This is a genomic window from Acinetobacter lwoffii (assembly GCF_024129435.1).
GTDB lineage: Bacteria > Pseudomonadota > Gammaproteobacteria > Pseudomonadales > Moraxellaceae > Acinetobacter > Acinetobacter lwoffii_F.
The window spans coordinates 21,691-42,783 of sequence record NZ_JAMXXN010000004.1; the positions used below are offsets into that span (position 1 = coordinate 21,691).

Annotated in this window: 24 protein-coding genes and 2 tRNA genes; 13 read left to right on the forward strand and 13 right to left on the reverse strand. The window is 43.7% G+C overall.

The genetic code is table 11. From position 1 onward, the window contains the following. Positions 1-12: 12 nt before the first annotated feature. On the reverse strand, positions 13-426 hold the full coding sequence (locus NI455_RS03690) for a PH domain-containing protein (RefSeq protein WP_253112469.1): 414 nt from the start codon (positions 424-426) through the stop codon (positions 13-15). Positions 427-1,012: 586 nt separating this feature from the next. Here NI455_RS03690 and fadB point away from each other — a divergent pair. From fadB to NI455_RS03715, 5 genes are all read left to right on the forward strand, one after another. Continuing rightward, positions 1,013-3,163, forward strand: coding sequence for a fatty acid oxidation complex subunit alpha FadB (fadB, locus tag NI455_RS03695; protein ID WP_004729267.1), 2,151 nt, complete (start codon positions 1,013-1,015; stop codon positions 3,161-3,163). Positions 3,164-3,175: 12 nt separating this feature from the next. Then, complete coding sequence (gene fadA / locus NI455_RS03700) at positions 3,176-4,348, forward strand: acetyl-CoA C-acyltransferase FadA (RefSeq protein ID WP_004729264.1); 1,173 nt, start codon at positions 3,176-3,178, stop codon at positions 4,346-4,348. 257 nt (positions 4,349-4,605) lie between these two features. Beyond that, positions 4,606-4,971 (forward strand): hypothetical protein, encoded by a 366-nt coding sequence (locus NI455_RS03705; RefSeq protein WP_213686514.1) that lies wholly within the window; start codon positions 4,606-4,608, stop codon positions 4,969-4,971. Positions 4,972-5,165: 194 nt separating this feature from the next. Further along, a complete protein-coding gene (locus NI455_RS03710) occupies positions 5,166-6,053 on the forward strand; it encodes a DUF8370 family protein (protein WP_213686515.1) in 888 nt (295 codons plus the stop codon). Positions 6,054-6,205: 152 nt separating this feature from the next. Then, a complete protein-coding gene (locus tag NI455_RS03715; RefSeq protein WP_253112472.1) occupies positions 6,206-6,586 on the forward strand; it encodes a hypothetical protein in 381 nt (126 codons plus the stop codon). Positions 6,587-6,680: 94 nt separating this feature from the next. Here NI455_RS03715 and tehB read toward each other — a convergent pair whose 3' ends face one another. From tehB to NI455_RS03750, 7 genes are all read right to left on the reverse strand, one after another. Further along, a complete protein-coding gene (tehB, locus tag NI455_RS03720; protein WP_253112475.1) occupies positions 6,681-7,544 on the reverse strand; it encodes an SAM-dependent methyltransferase TehB in 864 nt (287 codons plus the stop codon). Positions 7,545-7,760: 216 nt separating this feature from the next. Next, positions 7,761-8,033, reverse strand: a complete 273-nt coding sequence (locus tag NI455_RS03725) for a hypothetical protein (protein WP_253112478.1) — start codon at positions 8,031-8,033, stop codon at positions 7,761-7,763. A gap of 109 nt (positions 8,034-8,142) precedes the next feature. Then, positions 8,143-8,892, reverse strand: coding sequence for a hypothetical protein (locus NI455_RS03730; RefSeq protein ID WP_004278650.1), 750 nt, complete (start codon positions 8,890-8,892; stop codon positions 8,143-8,145). 226 nt (positions 8,893-9,118) lie between these two features. Continuing rightward, entirely contained in the window at positions 9,119-9,616 is a 498-nt protein-coding gene (locus NI455_RS03735) for a hypothetical protein (protein ID WP_180181451.1), read from the reverse strand. A gap of 221 nt (positions 9,617-9,837) precedes the next feature. Beyond that, positions 9,838-9,913, reverse strand: a tRNA-Phe gene (locus NI455_RS03740). Positions 9,914-10,050: 137 nt separating this feature from the next. Then, a tRNA-Phe gene (locus NI455_RS03745) sits at positions 10,051-10,126 on the reverse strand. A gap of 203 nt (positions 10,127-10,329) precedes the next feature. Next, on the reverse strand, positions 10,330-10,707 hold the full coding sequence (locus tag NI455_RS03750) for a GNAT family N-acetyltransferase (RefSeq protein ID WP_004278652.1): 378 nt from the start codon (positions 10,705-10,707) through the stop codon (positions 10,330-10,332). Between the two features lie 96 nt (positions 10,708-10,803). Between NI455_RS03750 and hisB the strand changes: the two genes are divergently transcribed. From hisB to NI455_RS03780, 6 genes are all read left to right on the forward strand, one after another. Further along, positions 10,804-11,397, forward strand: a complete 594-nt coding sequence (gene hisB / locus NI455_RS03755) for an imidazoleglycerol-phosphate dehydratase HisB (protein ID WP_004729244.1) — start codon at positions 10,804-10,806, stop codon at positions 11,395-11,397. Then, a complete protein-coding gene (gene hisH, locus NI455_RS03760; protein WP_253112481.1) occupies positions 11,397-12,014 on the forward strand; it encodes an imidazole glycerol phosphate synthase subunit HisH in 618 nt (205 codons plus the stop codon). The genes hisB and hisH overlap by 1 nt, the downstream gene beginning before the upstream one ends. A 130-nt stretch (positions 12,015-12,144) precedes the next feature. Further along, positions 12,145-12,663: a DUF805 domain-containing protein gene (locus NI455_RS03765; RefSeq protein WP_253112484.1), complete on the forward strand. Its 519-nt coding sequence runs from the start codon at positions 12,145-12,147 to the stop codon at positions 12,661-12,663. Between the two features lie 103 nt (positions 12,664-12,766). Beyond that, positions 12,767-13,426, forward strand: coding sequence for a 3'-5' exonuclease (locus NI455_RS03770; protein ID WP_253112488.1), 660 nt, complete (start codon positions 12,767-12,769; stop codon positions 13,424-13,426). 327 nt (positions 13,427-13,753) lie between these two features. Next, the gene (hisA, locus tag NI455_RS03775) at positions 13,754-14,488 is read left to right on the forward strand and encodes a 1-(5-phosphoribosyl)-5-[(5-phosphoribosylamino)methylideneamino]imidazole-4-carboxamide isomerase (RefSeq protein WP_253112490.1); all 735 of its coding nucleotides are present in this window, start codon (positions 13,754-13,756) and stop codon (positions 14,486-14,488) included. A gap of 65 nt (positions 14,489-14,553) precedes the next feature. Continuing rightward, positions 14,554-15,483 (forward strand): DMT family transporter, encoded by a 930-nt coding sequence (locus NI455_RS03780; RefSeq protein WP_148334667.1) that lies wholly within the window; start codon positions 14,554-14,556, stop codon positions 15,481-15,483. 59 nt (positions 15,484-15,542) lie between these two features. Here the strand turns inward: NI455_RS03780 and NI455_RS03785 are convergent, their stop codons facing one another. Genes NI455_RS03785 through NI455_RS03795 form a run of 3 tightly spaced genes read right to left on the reverse strand, consistent with a single transcriptional unit; the run spans position 15,543 to position 17,561 of the window. Next, positions 15,543-15,938: a DUF4870 family protein gene (locus NI455_RS03785; protein ID WP_005105397.1), complete on the reverse strand. Its 396-nt coding sequence runs from the start codon at positions 15,936-15,938 to the stop codon at positions 15,543-15,545. A gap of 21 nt (positions 15,939-15,959) precedes the next feature. Next, entirely contained in the window at positions 15,960-16,586 is a 627-nt protein-coding gene (locus tag NI455_RS03790) for a DUF1294 domain-containing protein (RefSeq protein ID WP_005250407.1), read from the reverse strand. 27 nt (positions 16,587-16,613) lie between these two features. Further along, on the reverse strand, positions 16,614-17,561 hold the full coding sequence (locus tag NI455_RS03795) for a homoserine kinase (protein WP_253112493.1): 948 nt from the start codon (positions 17,559-17,561) through the stop codon (positions 16,614-16,616). A gap of 113 nt (positions 17,562-17,674) precedes the next feature. On the opposite strand from NI455_RS03795, the gene hisF reads away from it, so the two are divergent. After that, entirely contained in the window at positions 17,675-18,433 is a 759-nt protein-coding gene (gene hisF, locus NI455_RS03800) for an imidazole glycerol phosphate synthase subunit HisF (protein ID WP_004647284.1), read from the forward strand. 298 nt (positions 18,434-18,731) lie between these two features. Here the strand turns inward: hisF and NI455_RS03805 are convergent, their stop codons facing one another. Next, on the reverse strand, positions 18,732-19,376 hold the full coding sequence (locus NI455_RS03805; protein ID WP_253112496.1) for a hypothetical protein: 645 nt from the start codon (positions 19,374-19,376) through the stop codon (positions 18,732-18,734). A 108-nt stretch (positions 19,377-19,484) separates the two neighbouring features. On the opposite strand from NI455_RS03805, the gene NI455_RS03810 reads away from it, so the two are divergent. Continuing rightward, a complete protein-coding gene (locus tag NI455_RS03810; RefSeq protein ID WP_253112499.1) occupies positions 19,485-20,495 on the forward strand; it encodes an AraC family transcriptional regulator in 1,011 nt (336 codons plus the stop codon). A gap of 276 nt (positions 20,496-20,771) precedes the next feature. Here the strand turns inward: NI455_RS03810 and NI455_RS03815 are convergent, their stop codons facing one another. Further along, positions 20,772-21,017 (reverse strand): hypothetical protein, encoded by a 246-nt coding sequence (locus NI455_RS03815; RefSeq protein ID WP_005105385.1) that lies wholly within the window; start codon positions 21,015-21,017, stop codon positions 20,772-20,774. Between the last annotated feature and the right edge of the window lie 76 nt (positions 21,018-21,093).

Consider the following 21,093-nt stretch of genomic DNA (forward strand, 5'->3'; position numbering starts at 1 on the left):
GCAGACTCGCTATCAGTTTTTATTCGGCTGAAGCACCTGTATAAAAGCAGTCTGATCTTTGGGTGAAACCAATACAAATTTCTGCACGCCCGCATCTGTATAGTCAATCCGCAGACGCTTTAAGGACAAGGCTGGTGCAATAATAGAGTGCTCTGTGGGCTGAATGGATTGGATTTCACTTAACGGAATCTTCCAGCTTAACCACAGGCTTTTAATGATCAACACCCCATTGTCCATCACATAGCGCGTACTCCACAGCGGCCACCATAAAATGATAATAGTCAGGACATAAACCGCAGTGTGCAGCGGATATTGCTGCATAGTGCCTTTGGCCTGCATGGTCAGCAGTAGTTGCAGCAACAGGCCACTCATACAAATCACAAAAGCCAGCAGCCACCAGTCTTTTTTAGAACGAAATACGTGCATCGATATCCCCCATATCTAAGTGCAAGATCATCATAAACAATTCCATAGCAGATGACAGGGATTCAACCCGGCAGGATGGAAATTATTTTAAATCACACATCGACAGGATCGTTCCCATTTTCGATCTCATCAGAAAAGTTCAGTAACTCAAATGATCTAATACACTGTTATTTGTGCTGATTAAATACTATCAGCAAAGACCTGAAAGCCCTGCACTCAGCATACTTCGAGGCTAAAAATGGCAAGTTCAAGGATAGAAATTGACTGAATTGACAAAATTCCGCTAGAAATGCACCTTGAAAATCAGTCACCCTGCTCCATATCTATCAGGCTGATTGATAAAAAATAATGAATTGAAACAAAATCTTTGGTTCATCTTCTTTTAGAAAACTGAAAGGAAAAGTTATAGCGGGGCGGATCAGTCTGGCAGAAATTGATGACCATTGCGTCACGGCTTGATACAACTTGTTATGTTCTTTTTGGATATAGTTATCGTAAGATTAGCGAAGTCAAAAAGTGCGCGGGACATGCGCACTTGCTTCACAACATCAACTTAGAAGTCCTCCAAAATAAAGGAGATCAGGGCATGATCCACGCTGGCAATGCCATTACCGTCCAAATGCTTGAGGACGGGATTGCAGAATTCCGCTTTGACTTACAAGGTGAGTCCGTTAACAAATTCAACCGTGCAACGATTGAAGATTTCAAGGCTGCTATCGAAGCCGTCTCCCATGCCGATATTCAAGGTCTGATTGTGACTTCAGGCAAATCTACATTTATTGTAGGTGCTGATATCACTGAATTCGGCGACAACTTTGCTCAGGGTGAACAAGCGATTGTTGACTGGGCAATGCCAGTACATGAAATTTTTAACAGCTTCGAAGACCTCGACATTCCTAAAGTGGCTGCCATTAATGGCATGGCACTGGGTGGCGGTTTCGAAATGTGCCTGGTGTGTGACTACCGTGTCATGTCAGAACAGGCACAAGTGGGCCTACCTGAAATCAAGCTGGGGATCTTCCCGGGCTTCGGTGGTACAGTACGTTTAAGCCGTCTGATCGGTATCGACAACGCGGTAGAATGGATGGCAATGGCCAATCCTAAAAAGCCTGCTGCCGCACTGAAAGACGGCGCAGTCGATGCTGTCGTTCCTGCTGACAAGCTACAAGATGCTGCACTTGATCTGGTAAAACAGGCGATTCATGGCCGTTTAGACTGGAAAACCAAACGTCAGGAAAAACTCGATCCAGTTAAACTCAGCCCGATCGAACAGATGATGGCGTTTAACTCATCGAAAGGCATGGTTCTGGCAAAAGCGAATCCAGCTCAATACCCTGCGCCAAAATTATTGCTTGATTCATTACAAGCCGGTGCGAGCCTGCATCGTGATGACGCGCTGAAAGCGGAAGCTGAAGGCTTTGCTAAAGCAGCAGTCACACCACAAGCAGGTGCCTTGATCGGTTTGTTCCTGAACGACCAGATCGTGAAAAAAACCTCGAAGCGCTATGAAAAAGGTGCGCATCCAGTGAACCAAGCGGCTGTTCTAGGCGCGGGTATCATGGGTGGTGGTATTGCTTACCAGGCGGCAAGCAAAGGCACACCGATCATCATGAAAGACATCGGTAACCAGCAGCTTGCTTTGGGTATGAAAGAAGCCAATGGTTTACTGACCAAACAAGTTGAACGTAAGAAGATGAAGCCTGCTCAAATGGGTGAAACTCTTGCGCGCATCCGTCCAACTTTAAGCTATGACGAGTTTAAAGAAGTGGACATCGTGATCGAAGCCGTGACTGAAAATCCAAAAGTCAAAGGCATCGTACTGAAAGAAACTGAAGCGAAAGTTCGTGAAAACACGATCATTGCATCTAATACTTCTACGATTTCAATCACGCGTCTGGCTGAAAACCTGGAACGTCCTGAAAACTTCGTCGGTATGCACTTCTTTAACCCGGTACACATGATGCCACTGGTTGAAGTGATTCGCGGTGCGAAGACTTCTGACGAAGCGATTGCAACGACTGTGGTGCTTGCTCAGAAAATGGGTAAAACACCAATCGTGGTCAATGACTGCCCGGGCTTCCTGGTGAACCGCGTATTGTTCCCTTACTTCGGTGCATTTGACCTGTTGCTTAAAGATGGCGCTGACTTCCAGCAAATCGATAAAGTCATGGAAAAATTCGGCTGGCCAATGGGCCCTGCTTACCTGATGGACGTTGTCGGTATCGACACTGGCGTACACGGTGCAGAAGTGATGGCTGAAGGCTTCCCGGATCGTATGAAACCTGATTTCAAAGGTTCGATTCAGGTGATGTACGAAAACAAACGTCTGGGTCAAAAGAACGACGTTGGTTTCTACAAGTATGAACTTGACCGTAAAGGTAAAAAAGCCAAAGTGGTTGATCCAACTGCGTATGAGCTTGTGGCCTCTGTTGCAACTGCGGAAAAACGTGAATTTGACGCTCAGGAAATCATTGATCGCATGATGCTGGCTTTCTGTAACGAAACAGTTCGTTGCCTGGAAGACAACATTGTAGCCACTGCTGCTGAAGCAGATATGGCCATGATTATGGGTGTTGGTTTCCCTCCATTCCGTGGTGGTCCATGCCGTTACATCGATCAAACCGGTGTAGCTGAGTATGTTGCGCTTTGCAATAAGTATGCGCACCTTGGTAAAGCTTATGAAGCGCCAGAAATGTTGCGCGAAATGGCTGCTAACAACAAAAAATTCTACGGTTAAGGAGCAACGTGAATGGCTACTTTAAATCCACGTGACGTTGTCATCGTTGATGGCGTACGTTCAGCAATGGGTAAAACCAAAAACGGTATGTTCCGCAATGTACGTGCCGACTCGATGTCTGCTGAGCTTGTCCGTGCCCTATTGGTACGTAACGAATTCGACCCGCATGAAGTTGAAGACGTAATCTGGGGCTGTGTGAACCAAACCCTAGAACAAGGTATGAACATTGCCCGTAATATCGCATTACTGGCAGACCTACCGAAGACCGTTGCAGGTCAAACGGTGAACCGTCTTTGTGGTTCGTCTATGCAGGCGATTCACACTGCGGCTGCGCAAATTGCAACGAACCAGGGTGATATCTTCATCATCGGTGGTGTTGAGCACATGGGCCATGTCGGCATGATGCACGGCATCGACCTGAATCCTGAAGCATCTAAGCATTATGCCAAAGCGTCGAACATGATGGGCTTAACCGCTGAAATGCTGGGTCGTATGAACGGCATTAGCCGTGAAGAACAGGATGCGTTTGGTGTGGAATCACATCGCCGTGCCTGGGCTGCGACTGAAAACGGTCTGTTCCAGAACGAGATCGTTGGCATTGAAGGTCATAATGCAGATGGCTACAAAATCCTGTGTGATATCGATGAAGTGATCCGTCCAGATGCGAACCTTGAATCGTTCAAATCTTTGCGTCCAGTCTTCGATCCGAAAGGCGGTACAGTGACTGCAGCAACATCTTCAGCATTGTCTGATGGTGCATCTGCAATGTTGTTAATGTCTGCTGAACGTGCTCAAGCTTTAGGTCTTAAGCCACGTGCTGTGATTCGCTCTATGGCGGTTGCGGGCTGTGATGCTGCGATCATGGGATATGGTCCGGTTCCGGCAACGCAAAAAGCGTTGAAACGCGCTGGCTTGTCAATTGCTGATATCCAGACTTTTGAATTGAACGAAGCTTTTGCTGCACAAGGTCTGTCTGTTCTTAAAGGCTTAGGCATTTATGACAAGCAAGACATCGTGAACCATAACGGTGGCGCGATTGCATTGGGTCACCCATTGGGTTGTTCTGGTGCGCGTATCACAACAACATTGTTGAACGTGATGGAACAGCAAGATACACAAATCGGTCTTGCGACGATGTGTATCGGTCTTGGTCAAGGTATTGCAACAGTGATCGAACGTGTTTAATTCTTAAATACGTAGATAAAGAAAACCCCGCTTAGTGCGGGGTTTTTTTATATATTCTTAAATTTTCTCTTTTTCATTTGCGTTCATTTGCGTTCATTTGCGTTCATTTGCGTTCATTTGCGTTCATTTGCGTTCATTATCTCAATCTAATAATTTTATTTTTCTCATCTTTTATTCATTATTTTTTCATGCACATATTGCGTGTATGATTATTTTGTGTACAATATTTTTAGAGTAAAAAATCTAAAAGGTGTATCGTGAATAAGTATATTGAAGAAATAAAAAGCTCTCCTTTGTATCTTACAACTGAAGATCTCGAAGACTTACCACCGGAATTAATTGATCAGCTCAACATTACTGAATCCGATAAAAAAGATATGTATTTGGCAAAATTGATTGATAAATGCGGCGGAATCATCAGTTTAGATAAGTTACTTATTGCAATATATAAAGATTCTAGTGAGATTTACGAAAGAAATAAGTTGATGGCACGACTATATCGAATGTCACAGAAAGGGTTGATTTATACACACCCTTCTAAAAAAGGACAATATTCTACAAGCAAGTGGAATATTGAAAATGAAGAAGCAACTGATGAGGAGGGAAAAGATGAAAATCTTTAATGAAAAGTAAAAACGGCTTAAGTACTGGAATACTTAAGCCGTTAGATGATTTTTTATAAAATCTTTAAATTTCAAAGCCTAAACTGGAATTTAAGACTGATTGAAATTATTCTCTATGGAACGAGAAGTTTAATATTAGTCCAAGTTCTGGTTTTAGGCAATACATTCGCGCCTAATTCATAAGGACTAATCCTATGCGCTTTTCAAAAAAATTTAGTATTACCGACCCTACCCCTGAGTTTTTTGATATCGATATTTATGCAGACACCAAGAGATTCGTAGATCCATACTGCATTAGTCAGACGCCAACACCAACAGGTGTAGCATCTCAACGATGTATTAATTTCTTTATGAAGGAACTTCTCACATCAATTCAGAATCAAAGTCACACTCGATCAACCTATTTATGTTCCAAGTTTAATGAACCAAATGGCACAAGACTAGGTTATTCAAAAATTAAGAGAGATGGGAGTGGTGCTGGTGAACATCTAGCAGCTCTTTTTCTTGAAGAGTTAAAAAGAATTCGCCATTTGATACAAAGTGGTATTTTTAATTATCTGGAAGAATGCTCGCTTCTATGTAATGAATTAAAATTTGATCGAATCTCCGATATCACTATAGATATTATTAAACTTCCTTTGATTGATTTCACTCAAGACCAATGCCGTAAATATGGTATTTCTATGAGAAAAACTAAATCAAAGTTAAGTTATTTTTGTATAACTAGTGGTCTATGGAAGGAAGATTACTTTGAATTACCACATATTGATGATACTGATGAGTTTTTAATTCTTATTCCAAGAACATTCATTCCTAGTGTTCCCACCTACAACCCACTGTATTTTTATACAAATACAGCTCAGGAACATTTCAAAAAACAGGCTATCTTTAATAATGATTCCTGTTTAAGTAGAGATCGTAAAGGAAATATTCAGGTACTTAGTAAAGACTTAAGAAGCTCTGAGAAATATAAACCCAATAAAGGAAATATCATAAGAGGTATCATTGAAAATCCTCAACTCCTGATTAAATTTAGGAATGAAATAGCAATGGATATCTATCGAAGAAACTTTAGAAAATAGAAAAGGGAGCCTTGGCTCCCTTTTCTTTATAAATGTTATCCCTTTGTAAGATTGGTTTATTTTTCAACCAATAAAACCATATTTATGAAGCACTTAAATTTTATAAATGTATGATCAAGCCTCTTTTTTCCTATTTCCTTAAAAGGGTTTATATGAACATGCTTAAAACAATGATCGCGACTGCAATCGTAGCGACTTCTGCATCTGCAATGGCAACTGAAGCTCAAGTTGCGCCAGCAACTGTTGTAACTAAAACAACCCAAACTATTGCCAAAGAAGCTGCTGCACCTGTACAAGCGAAAGTTGAAGCGACTCAAGCGACTGTTGCTGCAACTCAACAAGCGGCTGAAACTAAAGCTGAAGCAGTAAAAATAGAAGCGACGACTCAAGTAGAAACGGCTCAAGCTACAGCAGAACAACACGTCGAAGCTGCAAAAACTGAAGCAGTAGAAACCAAAGACGCTGCTGCTGAAAAAGCAGAAGTAAAAGCCGAGAAAAAAGGCTGGTTCTCTTGGTTTAAAAAAGCAGCTTAAAATTTTTTAAACATAAAAAAAGATGTCAGCCTGACATCTTTTTTTATTTTGGATGATTTAATTTATTTTCAGGAATTAAAAGACTTAATCTTATTTAAACCTTCTGCGCCAGCATGGTAGCAAAATGCTGTTTAATCCGCTGGCCCTGTGCATCGACACGATACAGCTCACCGATATCTTCATTGTATTTCACAATATTCCAGCCCTCATAATACCCTCGCAACTCCCCCGGCTGAAAAGCAAATGGAAAATCGGCTTGTGCCGGAATATCTGGCGTATCCATGGCACAGACAATCAGGTTATAGCCACCCGGCACGGTCGCCTGCTGCATCTGTGCAATGAGCGGTGGAATGGTTTTCGCCTCAAGAAACATCATTACTACAGTACAGTAGATAAAGTCATATTGGCCTGCAATACTGGTATCCGTGTTAAGGTCGCGGCGCTGCACCTGCATATGATCAATCTGTTCCGTCTGTACAATCTGTCTTAAAGTCTGCAAACTGTTTTCGTTGACATCCCAAGCATCGACATTAAAGCCGTTCTGACTCAAATAAAGCGCATTACGCCCTGTACCGCAGCCGACGTCCAGCGCACGACCACCTTTTAAATAGGGCATGGCGGCCAGCACTTCAGAATGGGTAGGATTCAACTGATATTTCTTGATGAAGTAATCCTCAGGCCGGCAGTAAAAACGCAGCTGACATTCAACATCCTCACTGGCAGAAACAATTTTGTGCCAGGCCTCAGGCTCAATAAATGGCGGTTGCTGCTCTGGTGTAAACACATGCTCGGATTGCACTGCACCAGATTCTTCCAGCATGGCAAAATGCAGCTCACCTTTTAATACTGTCAATTTCGCCCAGGTACCCGCTTTGGTATTGTGCTGATTCTTGAAGCCCTGAGGAATACTCTGCTGGGTCCAGACTGGAAGTTCCTTATAACATCTCAACTGTTGCATAATTTTTTGCCCTCCATATCATCCATGCTCCGCCTGTCATTCTTTTGGCAGCGGTAATTAATTCAGCATAGCCTGTTCAAATCGGAATTGGAATCAGCGCCTGTTCGCGCTGTGCCGATGCAACAGCAAGATCAATACCAGTTTTTTATCAAAATAAAAAAGCTGCCTCTCTTGAGACAGCTCGGTTGTATATCAATGAGGAATATGGCGACTTGATTAATGCAGCAGTTCCGACTTTAGCCAGTTGATGTATTTGTCCTGATCCATAAAATCCGGTGCGCTCCCCAGATCCAGACTGAAATACTGCTGATTGAACTGAATCACAATCTGTTCGGTATAGTGCCAGTCCTCGATCAGCGTGAAATATTGATTCAAGAACAACCGGTTCTTGTCCCCGTTATTCATCCTTTGTAATTTTGGACATTTTTTATTTGCGACAAACTCACCGTACACCTGCTGAATATCAGCAAAAACCTGAATTGTTTGCATGACTCACCTGCTTAAATGTTATGTCGTGATCTGTGCGACCCCTTCAATTTAGCAAGAGAGTTTGAACAGCAGATGACAGTCCTATGGCAGCCCTGTCATCTAAGTCAGGCTACAACTTGTTTTCAACTGCTTTCTGGTTGGCAGTCGCCACTCGTTCCGTCTGCTTATTCAGATGCAGCATTTCTTTATACAGCGCATTAAACTCTTGCACGGCTTTATCATCATAGAACATAAAGGTATTATTTTTCTTTTGCCATTTATGCTTTTTCAGTACTGCAAATAAGGCATCGGCCTTGGCCAGAGTCTGTTTTTCAATTTCAAAAATGACATGTGCATTACTATTTTGCTGACTGTCTTTCAGGGTCAGGCTCAGTTGCTGCCGATAACGGTTTTTAATATCCAGTTGCTGGGCCTTGTCGATCAGCTCGGCATCGCGCTGCTGGATTTTCTGCTGATAGCTGTTCACAATTTGATGGACTTGCTTGAGCATGGCTTCAGTTTCTTTATAGCCTTGTGCCTGATCCTTGGCCAAGCGGTCGATATTCAGAAAATTCTGCCAGTTGGCGGCTTTTAAGTCGCGTAGATACTGATTGCGTTCCTCGGCACTATCGCGCAATTGCCCCAGCATAAACTCAGCCATGATGGCATAGTCACCATCCAGACGGTCATCTTCAAGTTCAATCTGAATCGGTTTAGACCAGTCCTGTGCCTGCTGCGCAATGCTCTCGGTTTTTTCTTCGAGCACGGTTTCATATTCGAGCAGCTCGGCCTGATGTTTTTGCTGAACCGAATTCTGATAAAACAGCCCAATAAAAATTGCCAGTGTCACAGCGGCTACAATCATAAAAACACGCGGCATGTATACGCTCCAGCTCTGTCAGTCAGATCTTGTTGATTTACATCCACTATGCTTATTTTTTAAACACAATTCAAGGCATTTGATTTTTCCAATAATATGTCTAGCTTAGACAGAAATTGCTCCTCTCACAAAGCCACCCTTTCCCAGAACACTATTTTGTCGATCTCGTTGCATGACAGCTTGAATAAGCTTGTTAAACAAAATTATCTAGACCGACAGGCGCACATTATGGGGAATTAAATGGCAGGCTCAGATTCAGCCGGTTCGGATCGAATTGTTCCCGAACAATATTCACATTGGTGGCATCGCGGTTAATTCCAAAAGGTTGCAGCAGTACATATACCCCATTTCTTGGGTCTGAAGACTGCAAGCCCTGTGCGATGGCCAATACATATTCGCGAAACACCACAGGCAAGCTATCCAGATCAGGATCGGCAGGTGCACGCATCACATCTATATTCGCCACTACGTCGCCGTCCACGCTATAGGCTTGAATTTCACGTTCAATTTTCATCAGGCGCATTTGCAGGGCCTTACGCTGGCTGTTCTGCTCCTGATAAGGCAACATTTTTTCAGTCACGGCGCGCAGTTCCGGTTCCGCCATGACGGTCAGAGTCGGCAAGACGACAGAATCAGCAGCAGGCGCAGCATGGCTTAATATCGGCAGGCTAAAAGCAGTACAGGCCGTAAGAAAGCCGAGTTTAATTGGTGTTAGGAGATTCATCATTTTCACCCTCGTTTGGAAAAGGGAAAGCGTCAAAGCTAAATCTTACAAATAATGCCAGTGCCTATTGTTAAGTTTGATAAACGGTCAATGATGCATAAAAAGGCAGGAAACTGGGAAAAGAAGGAATTAAAAAGACTGAAAAATAAAAGAGAATGCTGATCTGGCTTTGGTGCAGGCAAAAAAAAATCCCCAAACCAAGTTTGAGGATTTTTTGAATATGGTGGCGAGACCCAGGATCGAACTGGGGACACACGGATTTTCAATCCGTTGCTCTACCTACTGAGCTATCACGCCGATGCGGTGTATTAAGCCGTATCTGGCCTCATTAGTCAATCAAAATTATGAAAAAAATATTTGAGTGGCTGATTTTTGGCCTAAAAAAAATCCCTGATGGGATCAGGGATTGAAAACTTTGAAATCGTTTTAAAATATGGTGGCGAGACCCAGGATCGAACTGGGGACACACGGATTTTCAATCCGTTGCTCTACCTACTGAGCTATCACGCCGATGTCGCGTATTAAACAGTTTCAGCTGTAAATCGTCAAGAGCAGAGAGAATAATTTTCGTTAAATGTTTACTTTTCCATCAACTCGCGTGAATTTGAGTCATAAATCGAACAGTTTTTACCAAAGACCTCAGTAATAAAACAGATTTAAGCGTTTATTTACATAAAAAAGCAGCCTAACGGCTGCTTGATATTGCTCTATCTTCAGATTTTTTCCAGATTGGCGAGACAACGATGAATGGCCCCACAGCCTGGCACGAAGTTTTTCACGCCTTTTTCTTCTTCCATGCGGCAGACCTCACTCACCAGCCTTTCTGCAACGCCACGACCGCGATTGGCCGGATGTACGACGATATTTTCCAGAATCCGGCTTTCACCCTGTCCGGTGCACCAGATTGCCCCAATAATTTTGCTATTAAATTCTGCGCTATAAACTGAGGTATACTGTGCAAGGTTTTGCTCTAGTTGTTCCATGGCATCTGCCCCGTCACTAAATTCAGGGCTCGTGTCATACAGTCGCTCAAGCTGGCTGCGCACTTCGTCATTTTCTAAAGAAGTATAAGCATGTACGGTGATAGGCATTGATAAACCCTCCTGAGCAATCTAATATGCGGTGACTTCGTCACGGCGAAAATATTTTCTACATCAATCATTTTGACGTATTTGAGGAACGTGTCTATGACAGATCGTATCAGTGAAGTGGTAAGAAATACCAACGAAACCAAAATTCGAGTTCGTTTGAATCTCGACGGTACTGGTCAAGGCACCTTAAACACGGGTATTCCCTTTTTAGATCATATGATTGATCAAATCAAGCGTCATGGCCTGTTTGATATTGATATTCATTGTGATGGCGATCTGGAAATCGATGACCATCATACTGTGGAAGACTGCGGTATTACGCTGGGTCAGGCATTTGCACAGGCATTGGGCGATAAAAAAGGCCTGAAACGCTATGGTCATTTCTATGCGCCACTCGATGAGTCTTTAAGCCGTGTCGTGGTAGATCTGTCTGGCCGTCCGGGTCTGTTTATGGATATTCCATTTACCCGTGCCATGATCGGCCGTTTTGATGTGGATTTATTCTCTGAGTTTTTCCAGGGCTTTGTAAACCACTCCTTGATGACGGTACATATCGACAACCTGAAAGGCAAAAACAGCCATCACCAGATCGAAAGCGTATTTAAAGCATTTGCGCGTGCGCTGCGTATGGCCTGTGAAGTCGATCCACGTGCTGCCAATACGGTAGCTTCAACCAAAGGTACACTGTAATGACCCGTATTGCCCTTCTTGATTATGGCATGGGAAATTTGCACTCTGCGGCAAAAGCATTAGAACATGTCGGTGCCACGGTTGATGTGACCAATGATCCAAAACTGATTGCACAAGCAGACAAGATTGTTTTTCCGGGCGTAGGCGCGATGCGTGACTGTATGCAAGGCATGCACGAAGCCGGAATTGATGAAGTGGTACGCAATGCCGTATTTAACAAACCGGTGTTGGCCATTTGTGTGGGTATGCAAGCCTTGATGCAGCATTCTGAAGAAAATGGTGGTACCGATGCACTGGGTATTTTTGAAGGTGCGGTTAAGCATTTTCCGGAAATGGCAGGTTTAAAAGTACCGCATATGGGCTGGAACCAGGTGCATCAGGCTGATCCCGATCATCCGATGTGGAACGATATCGAACAGGATACGCGTTTCTACTTTGTACATAGCTACTATGTAGAACCACAAGATTCAGACTTGGTGGCAGCTACTTGTACCTATGGCATTGAGTTCTGTACTGCAATTCATAAAGAAAACCTGTTCGCGACCCAGTTCCATCCGGAAAAAAGTCATACTGCCGGTTTGCAGTTATTGAAAAACTTTGTGGACTGGAAAATCTGATTTTCCTTTCGCCTAAAAGCTCGCAGATTGCGGGCTTTTTTATTGATTATTTTTTACACTTTTCATTTATAAAAAATCCCTTTATCATAGACTTACTTATAAAAAATCTAATGAAAACAAAGGAAAAATAATGAGTAATACAATTCAGGATTCGGGGTGGAATGCATCAGGACGTTTTGGGCGACGTTCTTATATCGCATGGAATATGCTGCTGGGTTTTTGCTTTATGATCATCGGAATCATTGCTGCTTTCATTTTGCCTGGAATGAGTCCCGAGACTTTAGATGATAAAATGTCCATGCCTTTAATGGTGATGTTGGTTTTGATCTACGGCGTTGCGATTTATTTTAGCGTGATTTTTTTAATTCGTCGTTTACATGACCGTAATCATAATGGCTGGCTTTCTTTATTGATTTTTGTGCCGGTCGTAAACCTTGTCTTTACACTTTACCTGTTATTGGCACCAGGTCACAACGAAAGTAATGACTATGGTTCTCCACGCACCACACGTGGCTGGGAAACTCTTTTGGTGGTGCTGTATCTGGTACTCGCAGTTATTTTGGCAGCCTTTGCTGTCCCTGCTTATCAGAATTATGTTGAGCGTGCTCAACAGGCGCAGATAGAACAGAGTAGCTATCATACTGATTAATCCTTGTTAAATTTTGCATAAAGCCCATTCTTCATGGGCTTTATTTTTGCCTAGAACAGGAAAAGTGATTAAGCTGAACGCATTCATTTCATGATTGAAGCTTATGCAACAGCTGCTGGATACTTTACCAAGCAAGGAACAAATTCAGACCTTTCCTGTATTTAAAAATCTTCCGATGCAACAGATTCAGGTGATTAATCGTCTGGAACAGTGTCATGCCCTTGCACAGGAGCTAAAAAGCCATGCAGTCCTGGGTTTCGATTCTGAATCCAAACCGACCTTTAAAGTTGGTGAGGTTTCTACCGGGCCACATCTGATTCAGCTGGCCACTTTAGATAAAGCCTATTTATTTCAAATGAATGATTCGATCTGGGATTTTCTTAAACCGATCTTTGCCAGTCGCGAGCAGATCAAGGTCGGTTTTGGCCTGAAAAATGATGCGCACCTGTTCCGTAAAAAAGGCATTGAACTGAATAGTGTGATTGAACTGTCCAAATGTTTTAAAGCTTTTGGTTTAAACAATCCGGTCGGATTAAAAAATGCCATGGCTTTGCTATTTCAAGTAAATTTTCCTAAATCCAAACGGATTAGTACCTCGAACTGGGCCAGCAAGAAGCTAAGCCCGGCACAAATTGATTATGCAGCCGCAGATGCCTACGCGTCCGTGCTGGTATTTGAAGAATTACTACGTCGGGATTTATTACCCAGAGAGATTCCCAATACTTCATTAAAATTAAGAATCCGTCCTTCATCGACGGCTTAAGCGCTTAAGTGGCGTGTTGGTTCTGGTAACTTGATGTACGCATAAAAGCTGTGATGAGCGCGTTCGATGAGAGAGCTGTGACTTTAACAGGTCTTACAGCTTCGGTTATCGACCAGCTCAGTACACGATCCGTTATGGAAAATCTGATCTCCATTCAAGAGACGGATCATTAAAATCATTAAAACGAGCAAAATAAATTACCTCACTGCTACCTATCTATGGACAGGTTTTCTTTATTCATACCGTTTAAGAGTTAGAAATTTCGACTTTATTTGCTAAGATGAATACACTCAAATTCATTCTAAAGATTAAGCAAGGAGCGAAAGCATGCTGATCATCCCTGCAATTGACCTGAAAGATGGCAAATGTGTCCGTTTAAAGCAAGGTCGTATGGAAGACGATACCGTATTTTCAGAGGATCCGGTCGCAACAGCACAGCATTGGGTAAATGAAGGCGCTCGCCGCTTACATTTAGTAGATTTAAACGGTGCTTTCGCAGGTACACCAATCCATAAGCCAGTGGTTGAAGCCATTGTCCGATCTCAACCTGATTTGCCGATCCAGATTGGTGGTGGTATCCGTTCTCTGGAAACCATTGAGCATTATCTGCAAGCCGGTGTTTCTTTTGTGATCATTGGCACCAAAGCAGTTCAGGATCCTGAATTTGTTGAAGAAGCATGTCGAAAATTTGCTGGTCATATTATTGTTGGGATTGATGCCATGAATGGCATGGTAGCAACAGATGGCTGGGCCAATGTGACTGATGTCAAGGCTACTGACCTGGCGAAACGTTTTGCCGATGCTGGCGTGTCAAGCATTGTCTATACGGACATCGCACGTGATGGCATGATGCAGGGTGTGAATATTGAGCAAACCGTGAATCTGGCGCAATACTCAGGTTTGCCTGTGATTGCATCTGGTGGTGTAACCAACCTGGATGACGTACGTAACCTGAAAGACCAACCAGGTATTTTAGGCGCAATTACCGGTCGTGCGATTTACGAAGGTACATTAAGCTTGCGTGAAGCACAGTTGTTGCTAGATGAGCAACAGGCGCTATAATTAAGCTTGCTGTAAAAGAGGTCTTCGGACCTCTTTTTTATTTTTTAATTTTCTGATCTCCTGGCATGTCTACACTTATTTCCAAAAATCACTCCGGCTGGATGGTAAAAGCACCGCAACTCGCCCTGATCCTGATCACCATTATCTGGGGCGGCAGTTTTATTACTGTGCAATACGGGCTAAATTTTAGTAGTCCGATTATGTTTGTCGGCCTGCGTTTTGCTGCGGCAGCGCTTGCCGTCACCCTGATTTCACTGAAGTCGCTAAAAGGCATGAACCTGAAAGAGGTGTTCGCTGGCGCAGTGATTGGGATCATGATCGCCATCGGTTACGGCACCCAAACTGTGGGCTTGCAGACCATTAGCAGCAGTGAGTCGGCTTTTTTAACCGCCTTATATGTTCCACTGGTTCCGATCCTGCTCTGGCTCATGTTCCGTAAAAAACCGCATGTCATGACCTGGATCGGAGCGCTGTTTGCCTTTATCGGTCTGGTGTTTTTGACAGGCAATGGCTTTGCTGCAATTCAGCTCAGTTTCGGGCAAACCCTGACGTTGCTCGGTTCCATCGCGATTGCACTGGAGATTATTTTTATCAGCCATTTCGCCGAGCAGGTGAATGTACGCCGGGTCACGGTGCTGCAACTGATTTTTGCATCCTTATTCTGCTTTATAATTGCACCCGTGTTAGGTGAATCTCAGTTACCTGAATTTCACTGGCATCTGGCAGGGATTTTAGTCGGTTTGGGCATTGCCAGTGCCTTGATTCAACTGGTGATGAACTGGGCGCAGCGCATGGTCGATCCATCACAGGCAGCAATTATCTATGCCGGCGAACCGGTATGGGCAGCCCTGTTTGGCCGTCTGGCCGGAGAACGCTTACCATCACTGACATTATTAGGTGGATTGATGGTGGTGCTTGGCGTGATTGCCAGTGAATGGAAACCAAAGTTTTTAAGAAAAGAACCCACAGAAGAATTAAAGCAAGATCTTTCTTAATTCCGCTAAATCCCCCTTAAAAAAGGGGGATTTTTTTCTCTAAGGAAATACGGCTAAAATTATTTGCTATACATCGGTCTATTGTCATTTAAGCGCATGATGCCGCGAATTGCCCGATACACAATCCAGATCCAGGCCAAAACCACCACCACTAAACAGAAAGCGGATGCACCAAATGCGACCCCTGCAAACAGGTCAGGATCTTCGCCGGTAAAGAACAAAAAGAAAAATGGAATAAAGGCGACGATATTCCAGAACAGATACCACCAGAAACTGCGGATCTGCCAGGTAAAATGGCTTTCAAAGATGGAACCGCGCACATCGCGCCGTTTCACATAGTTAATGATCAACGCCACGACAGCCAGCAGGCCAGCACTAAAAATGGCCACAATATATAAAATGTACAGTGCAAAAGTCAGTGTGCGGTTTGAATCTTTATCAATGGAATAGTTCACGTCCCCTCCTAGTACTTCCCCCTAGATATTTAAACTATTCAATGGGGAAATCAGCCATATAATTAAAATGATGTTAAAGGCTATGGTACAAAAATATATCTGCCGGAAAGGTTGTTTTTGTGTTTTATGCCGTAATTTCTGCTGTGCCAGCCAGGCTGCCGGCCAGCCGCCTAAGAAGGCCACCAGATGCAGGGTATTTTCCGGAATACGGCGATTACCCAACTGTGCTGCTTCCTTGTCTTGCGCATAGAGCCAGTAGCTGAGCGCATTCATCAGACTGACCAGTAACAACACCAATCCACTCAGTAAACCACCCAAGGTCAAAACCACCAGAAAGAGAATATAGAGTACACAGGCAATCTGCATCGGCTGTAATTTCTGTGTCTGCTGTGGCTTGGACGGTTTGAATTTTGCTTGCAGACTTTTGGCTTGAGCTGCTTTCAGGTACATCACATGCTGTGCGCGATAACGACCGCGTTCATCCAGAACGACCAGATAATCCAGCGCACAGCCCACGATTGGCCGTGGGCCAGGCTTGGCAAAATCCTTGATATGCAGAAATACACGATCTTTGGCTGGGTCACTGGGCTGAATGAAACCATAGCCTTGTTCATCAAACCATTCCACCAAACGTCCCTGATCGCGCATATCCCCTATCCCTTTTGATTTGATTGTTTAAGCGGTGACGAATTTTAAGCGTTCAATCAGCATATTACGCATTTCATCCGGATTTTTTTGCAAAATATCTTCGCCCGTCCGGCCTAATGCTGCATTACGCTGAGCCACCTGCAGGCGCATCATCCAGAACCGTCCTGCCGCCATGGCCAGATACAATTCCAGACAGGCGCGTTCATCACTGGTTAAAGAACGAATCGTTTCATAGGCATTTAAAAAGGCAATCGCTTTTTCTTCGTTTAAGATTACGTCAGGATATTCGGTACAGAAGTCATTTAACGTAATGGCGATATCAAACAACCACTCATCTTTATTCAGCTCATAAAAATCCAGAATGCCATTCAGCTGATCGCCATCAAATAAGGTATTATCCCGGAACAGATCCGAATGAATGAAACCACGTGGACGATCCGGATATACCGCCGTCAACGCCTCATATAAACCTAATAATTTACCGAGCAAGACTTTATCTGCCGGACTTAAACTTGGTTTAATCTCTTGAGAAACGGCCAGCCAATAGGCATGATCACGCACAAAATTACGTTCTAATTTAAAGTCTTTGAGTGCCACATGCATTTTCGCCTGAGCCACTGCAATCGCTTCAACCTGCGCGACGGTAGATGGCATCGGATGTTCACCCATCAGGCGTGGTGCAATCTGTGTCGGTTTATCTTTAATACTGTGAATGGCTTTGCCTGAATGGGATAAAGGCACTGGAACGGCCAACCCGGCGTGACCCAGATGTTCCAGCACAGGAACCAGCTCACCTGCTGCCTGTTCATCCATATCTTCAAATACGGTCAGCACATATTGCTGGTCTTCGCAGACTAAAAAGTAGTTGGTATTTTGAATACCGCCTTGAATGGGAATCAGATCAATCGCCTTTAAACCATAAGGCGCTGCAAAATCCTGAACTTCCTTTAAAGTCAAAGTGGTATAAACCGACATAGAAAACCTGCGAAAAAACTTACATAATTTTGCTAGAATACCGTTTCCATCTGCCAAGGTGTAGCGCTTGCGTGGGTGAGTTTCATAATCGGCTGTAATAATTGGAAAAATTTATGCTAGCTAAACGTATTATTCCTTGTCTGGACGTGGATAACGGCCGTGTGGTCAAGGGTGTTCAGTTCCTTGATATTCGTGATGCGGGTGACCCGGTCGAAGTGGCGCGCCGTTATAATGAACAAGGTGCCGATGAAATTACTTTCCTTGATATTACCGCTACACATCATGGACGCGACACGACTTATCGTACCGTAGAGCGCATGGCCGAATCGGTTTTTGTCCCCCTGACTGTCGGTGGCGGTGTCCGTAAAGTCGAAGATATCCGTTTATTGCTAAATGCCGGTGCAGACAAAGTCAGCATCAACTCGGCTGCGATTTATAATCCCGAGTTTGTGCAGGAAGCGTCTCAACGCTTTGGCGCACAGTGTATCGTTGTTGCAATTGATGCCAAAAAAACTGGCGACCACAAATGGGAAATTTTCACCCACGGTGGCCGTAAAGAAACCGGGATTGATGCGATTGAATGGGCTGTGAAAATGGCTGACTTCGGCGCAGGTGAATTACTGATTACTTCGATGGATGCCGATGGCACCAAAGCCGGTTACGACATTGCCCTGATGCGTGCCATCAATGACCGCGTCACGGTACCGACGATTGCTTCTGGTGGTGTGGGTAATTTACAGCATTTGGCGGACGGCATTATCCATGGTGGTGCTGATGCAGTACTGGCAGCTTCAATTTTCCATTTTGGCCAGCACACCATTCCGGAAGCCAAAGCCTATATGGCAGCCCAAGGTATTGAAATGCGCCTTTAAGCCGTTTTAGATGATGATTTAATTAAAGAGTGTTTTTATAAACACTCTTTTTTTATGCCTTAAATAAAACAACACAGCAAATACGGGACAAAAAAAAGGAGTCTTTCGACTCCTTATAAAACCAAGATAAGACTACAGCACTTGGTATTCAAAAGAACTCATCCCCCCCAGAAACATCATCAGTATAAGGCTTTGCTCACCGACGTGAGCAACTATAAGTGAAATCCGCAGGACAATATTGACAATACAATCGTATTTTATTGACAAATCACGACAAAGCCCTGTCTTATTCCACGACCTACGTATTTAACTGCTTCATTGCCATATTTTTTGCAGTATTTTTCGTTATTTTAGTAGAAGCTCCCGCCCATTTAACCGGAAAATATTGTTCTGCCCAGCGGTTCAATTTTTTCGAGATCGGTGCAGGCAAGCTCAAACCTAAAGGATTCTGTTCCTGCAAATCTGCCGAGGAAATCACCCGGGTACCGAGCAGATAGTCAAACCAGGGCTTGGTCACGCACCAATTAGCATCCTGATTGCTATTCATATGGTGATCATAATGCCAAGGCAGTGTCTTTTTAGCCCATTCCGGTTCCAGATGAGCCCGGCGATGTAAATAATAATAGTTGCCTGCACTATACAGGGCGGCCAGTGACATGCCTTTGGAGAAGGGATAAAAACTGAGTCCAAAGACGGTCGCAACGACTGCCAGTGAGGCAATTTCATTGCGGGTACGCCAGTTGTCCAATCCTTCTACATAGCCGAAATCGGAAAATTCCGTTTTTCGCACAATCCGGTGATGCTCCCAATGTGAGCGCATACTCTCGGGTACCGGACTATAACGGCTCTGTCCCGGCTGGTGAACACCATGCAATACATATTTATGTGCAAACCATTCAAATCCATTTGCGACGACAAGTCCTGCCAGAAAACCTTTCCACATAATCTTTTACCTCTTGGTCTATTTTTAATATAGGCTAAATAAAAGACTAGATATTGACCAAAATATTCAATATGATTGACAAAATACGACAAAATAAAAGAATTAAAAATGCTGGTTCTAAAAAACTACGTAGGTTCAGTATACGGTGGTTTAGGACATTTACTTTTGGACTATTATCAGTTGAAACAGCTTGAAGTCCCTGAGAAATTATTGGCCATTCAAAATCTGGAACGCTTTGATTTCGCCTTGTGGCGTGATCTATTAACGACACTTGATCAACAGCTGCAACGACCGGCTTTAGGCTTGGAAATCGCCCAACTGGTTGAAGCTAAACACCTCGGTATTATTGGCTATCTGGCACTCTCAAGTGAGACCTTGGGTGAAGCCTTTATGCGCTATCATGATTATCATCGTCTGATTTATGATGGCGGCCCACTTCAGCTGCAATGGCAAGGCGATTATCTGTCGATTGGCTGGGTTGAAGTTCCCTTTCATCTGAATATCCAACTGACCGATGAAATCGCGATTGCGCTAATGACGGAATTCGTAAAAGCCAATGTTCAGAACCCGCACGGGGTTCAGTTATATGAAGTTCATTTCCAGCATGTAATGCCTAAAAATATTGCACTCTATGAGCAGTATTTCGGCTGTAAAGTCCGCTTTTCTCAAGCCAGAAATCAGGTATTGATGCATGTCAGTGAACTGTCCAGACCGCTAAAACAGGGCGACCAGACCTTGCAGAAACTGCTGATGCAGCAGGCCAAAGCACTCTTAGAAAAATTTCCGCACTCCACTCTGGTAGATCAACAGCTGCAACAGGCGATTCTGATTGGCCTGCAAAAAAACCTGTTCCAAATCGAGCATATTGCCGAGCAGATGAATTTTTCCGTGCGTCAGTTACAACGCCATTTGCAAAAACAGGGCAAAACCTATCAGCAACGTATGCAGGAAATCCGCTGCATGATGGCCATGCAATATCTGAAAGATCCGCACTTGAGCTTGCAGGAAACCGCCATGTTACTCGGTTATTCTGAACAGAGTGCTTTTCAGCGCGCCTTTAAGCAATGGACTCAACTGACGCCGCAGCAGTGGCGCCAACAGAATATGCCAGCCGCTTAAACCACAAGCATGTTGGTTTGATAGATGGGCTTCAAGCAACGTTGATAATTTAAATCCCTTGTCCCTATGACCTAATAATAAATATAAAAATAAGGACTTAGAATATGGATAAATATCTTGCCGAATTGCTCGGCACATTCTGGCTGGTGTTTGGAGATATTGTGGGAGCAGAAAATTAGGCTTTTTAATAAAAACCCTCTAAAAAGCCAGGATTTCCAAATACCATTTTTCTGCATGTTTCACATGGAGCATGCAGATCATCGCGCTTAAAAATGCTTATAAAAATGGATTTTCAATTTCATCCAGATCATCACGCTGAATTTTTTCTGGCAAGTCCTGCGTGTTTTCCAGTTGTTGTACCACATCATTCAGAAAAGCCTGCAAGGCTTTGGCCACTTTCAGTCCCTGCTGATCCTTGGTGATTTGCAAGTTGCCATACAGGCTGACGCAGTCCAGATCATTTTCCAAAGTCAGATCATGAATGGCATGGGATTCGCTGCCATTTTCAAATGCTTTAAACATATCCTCTTCACCTGTCTTTGTTATTTTCAATGAACGTCTGATGTCGATGCTACCCGAATCCCGGTTTTTTCAGCAA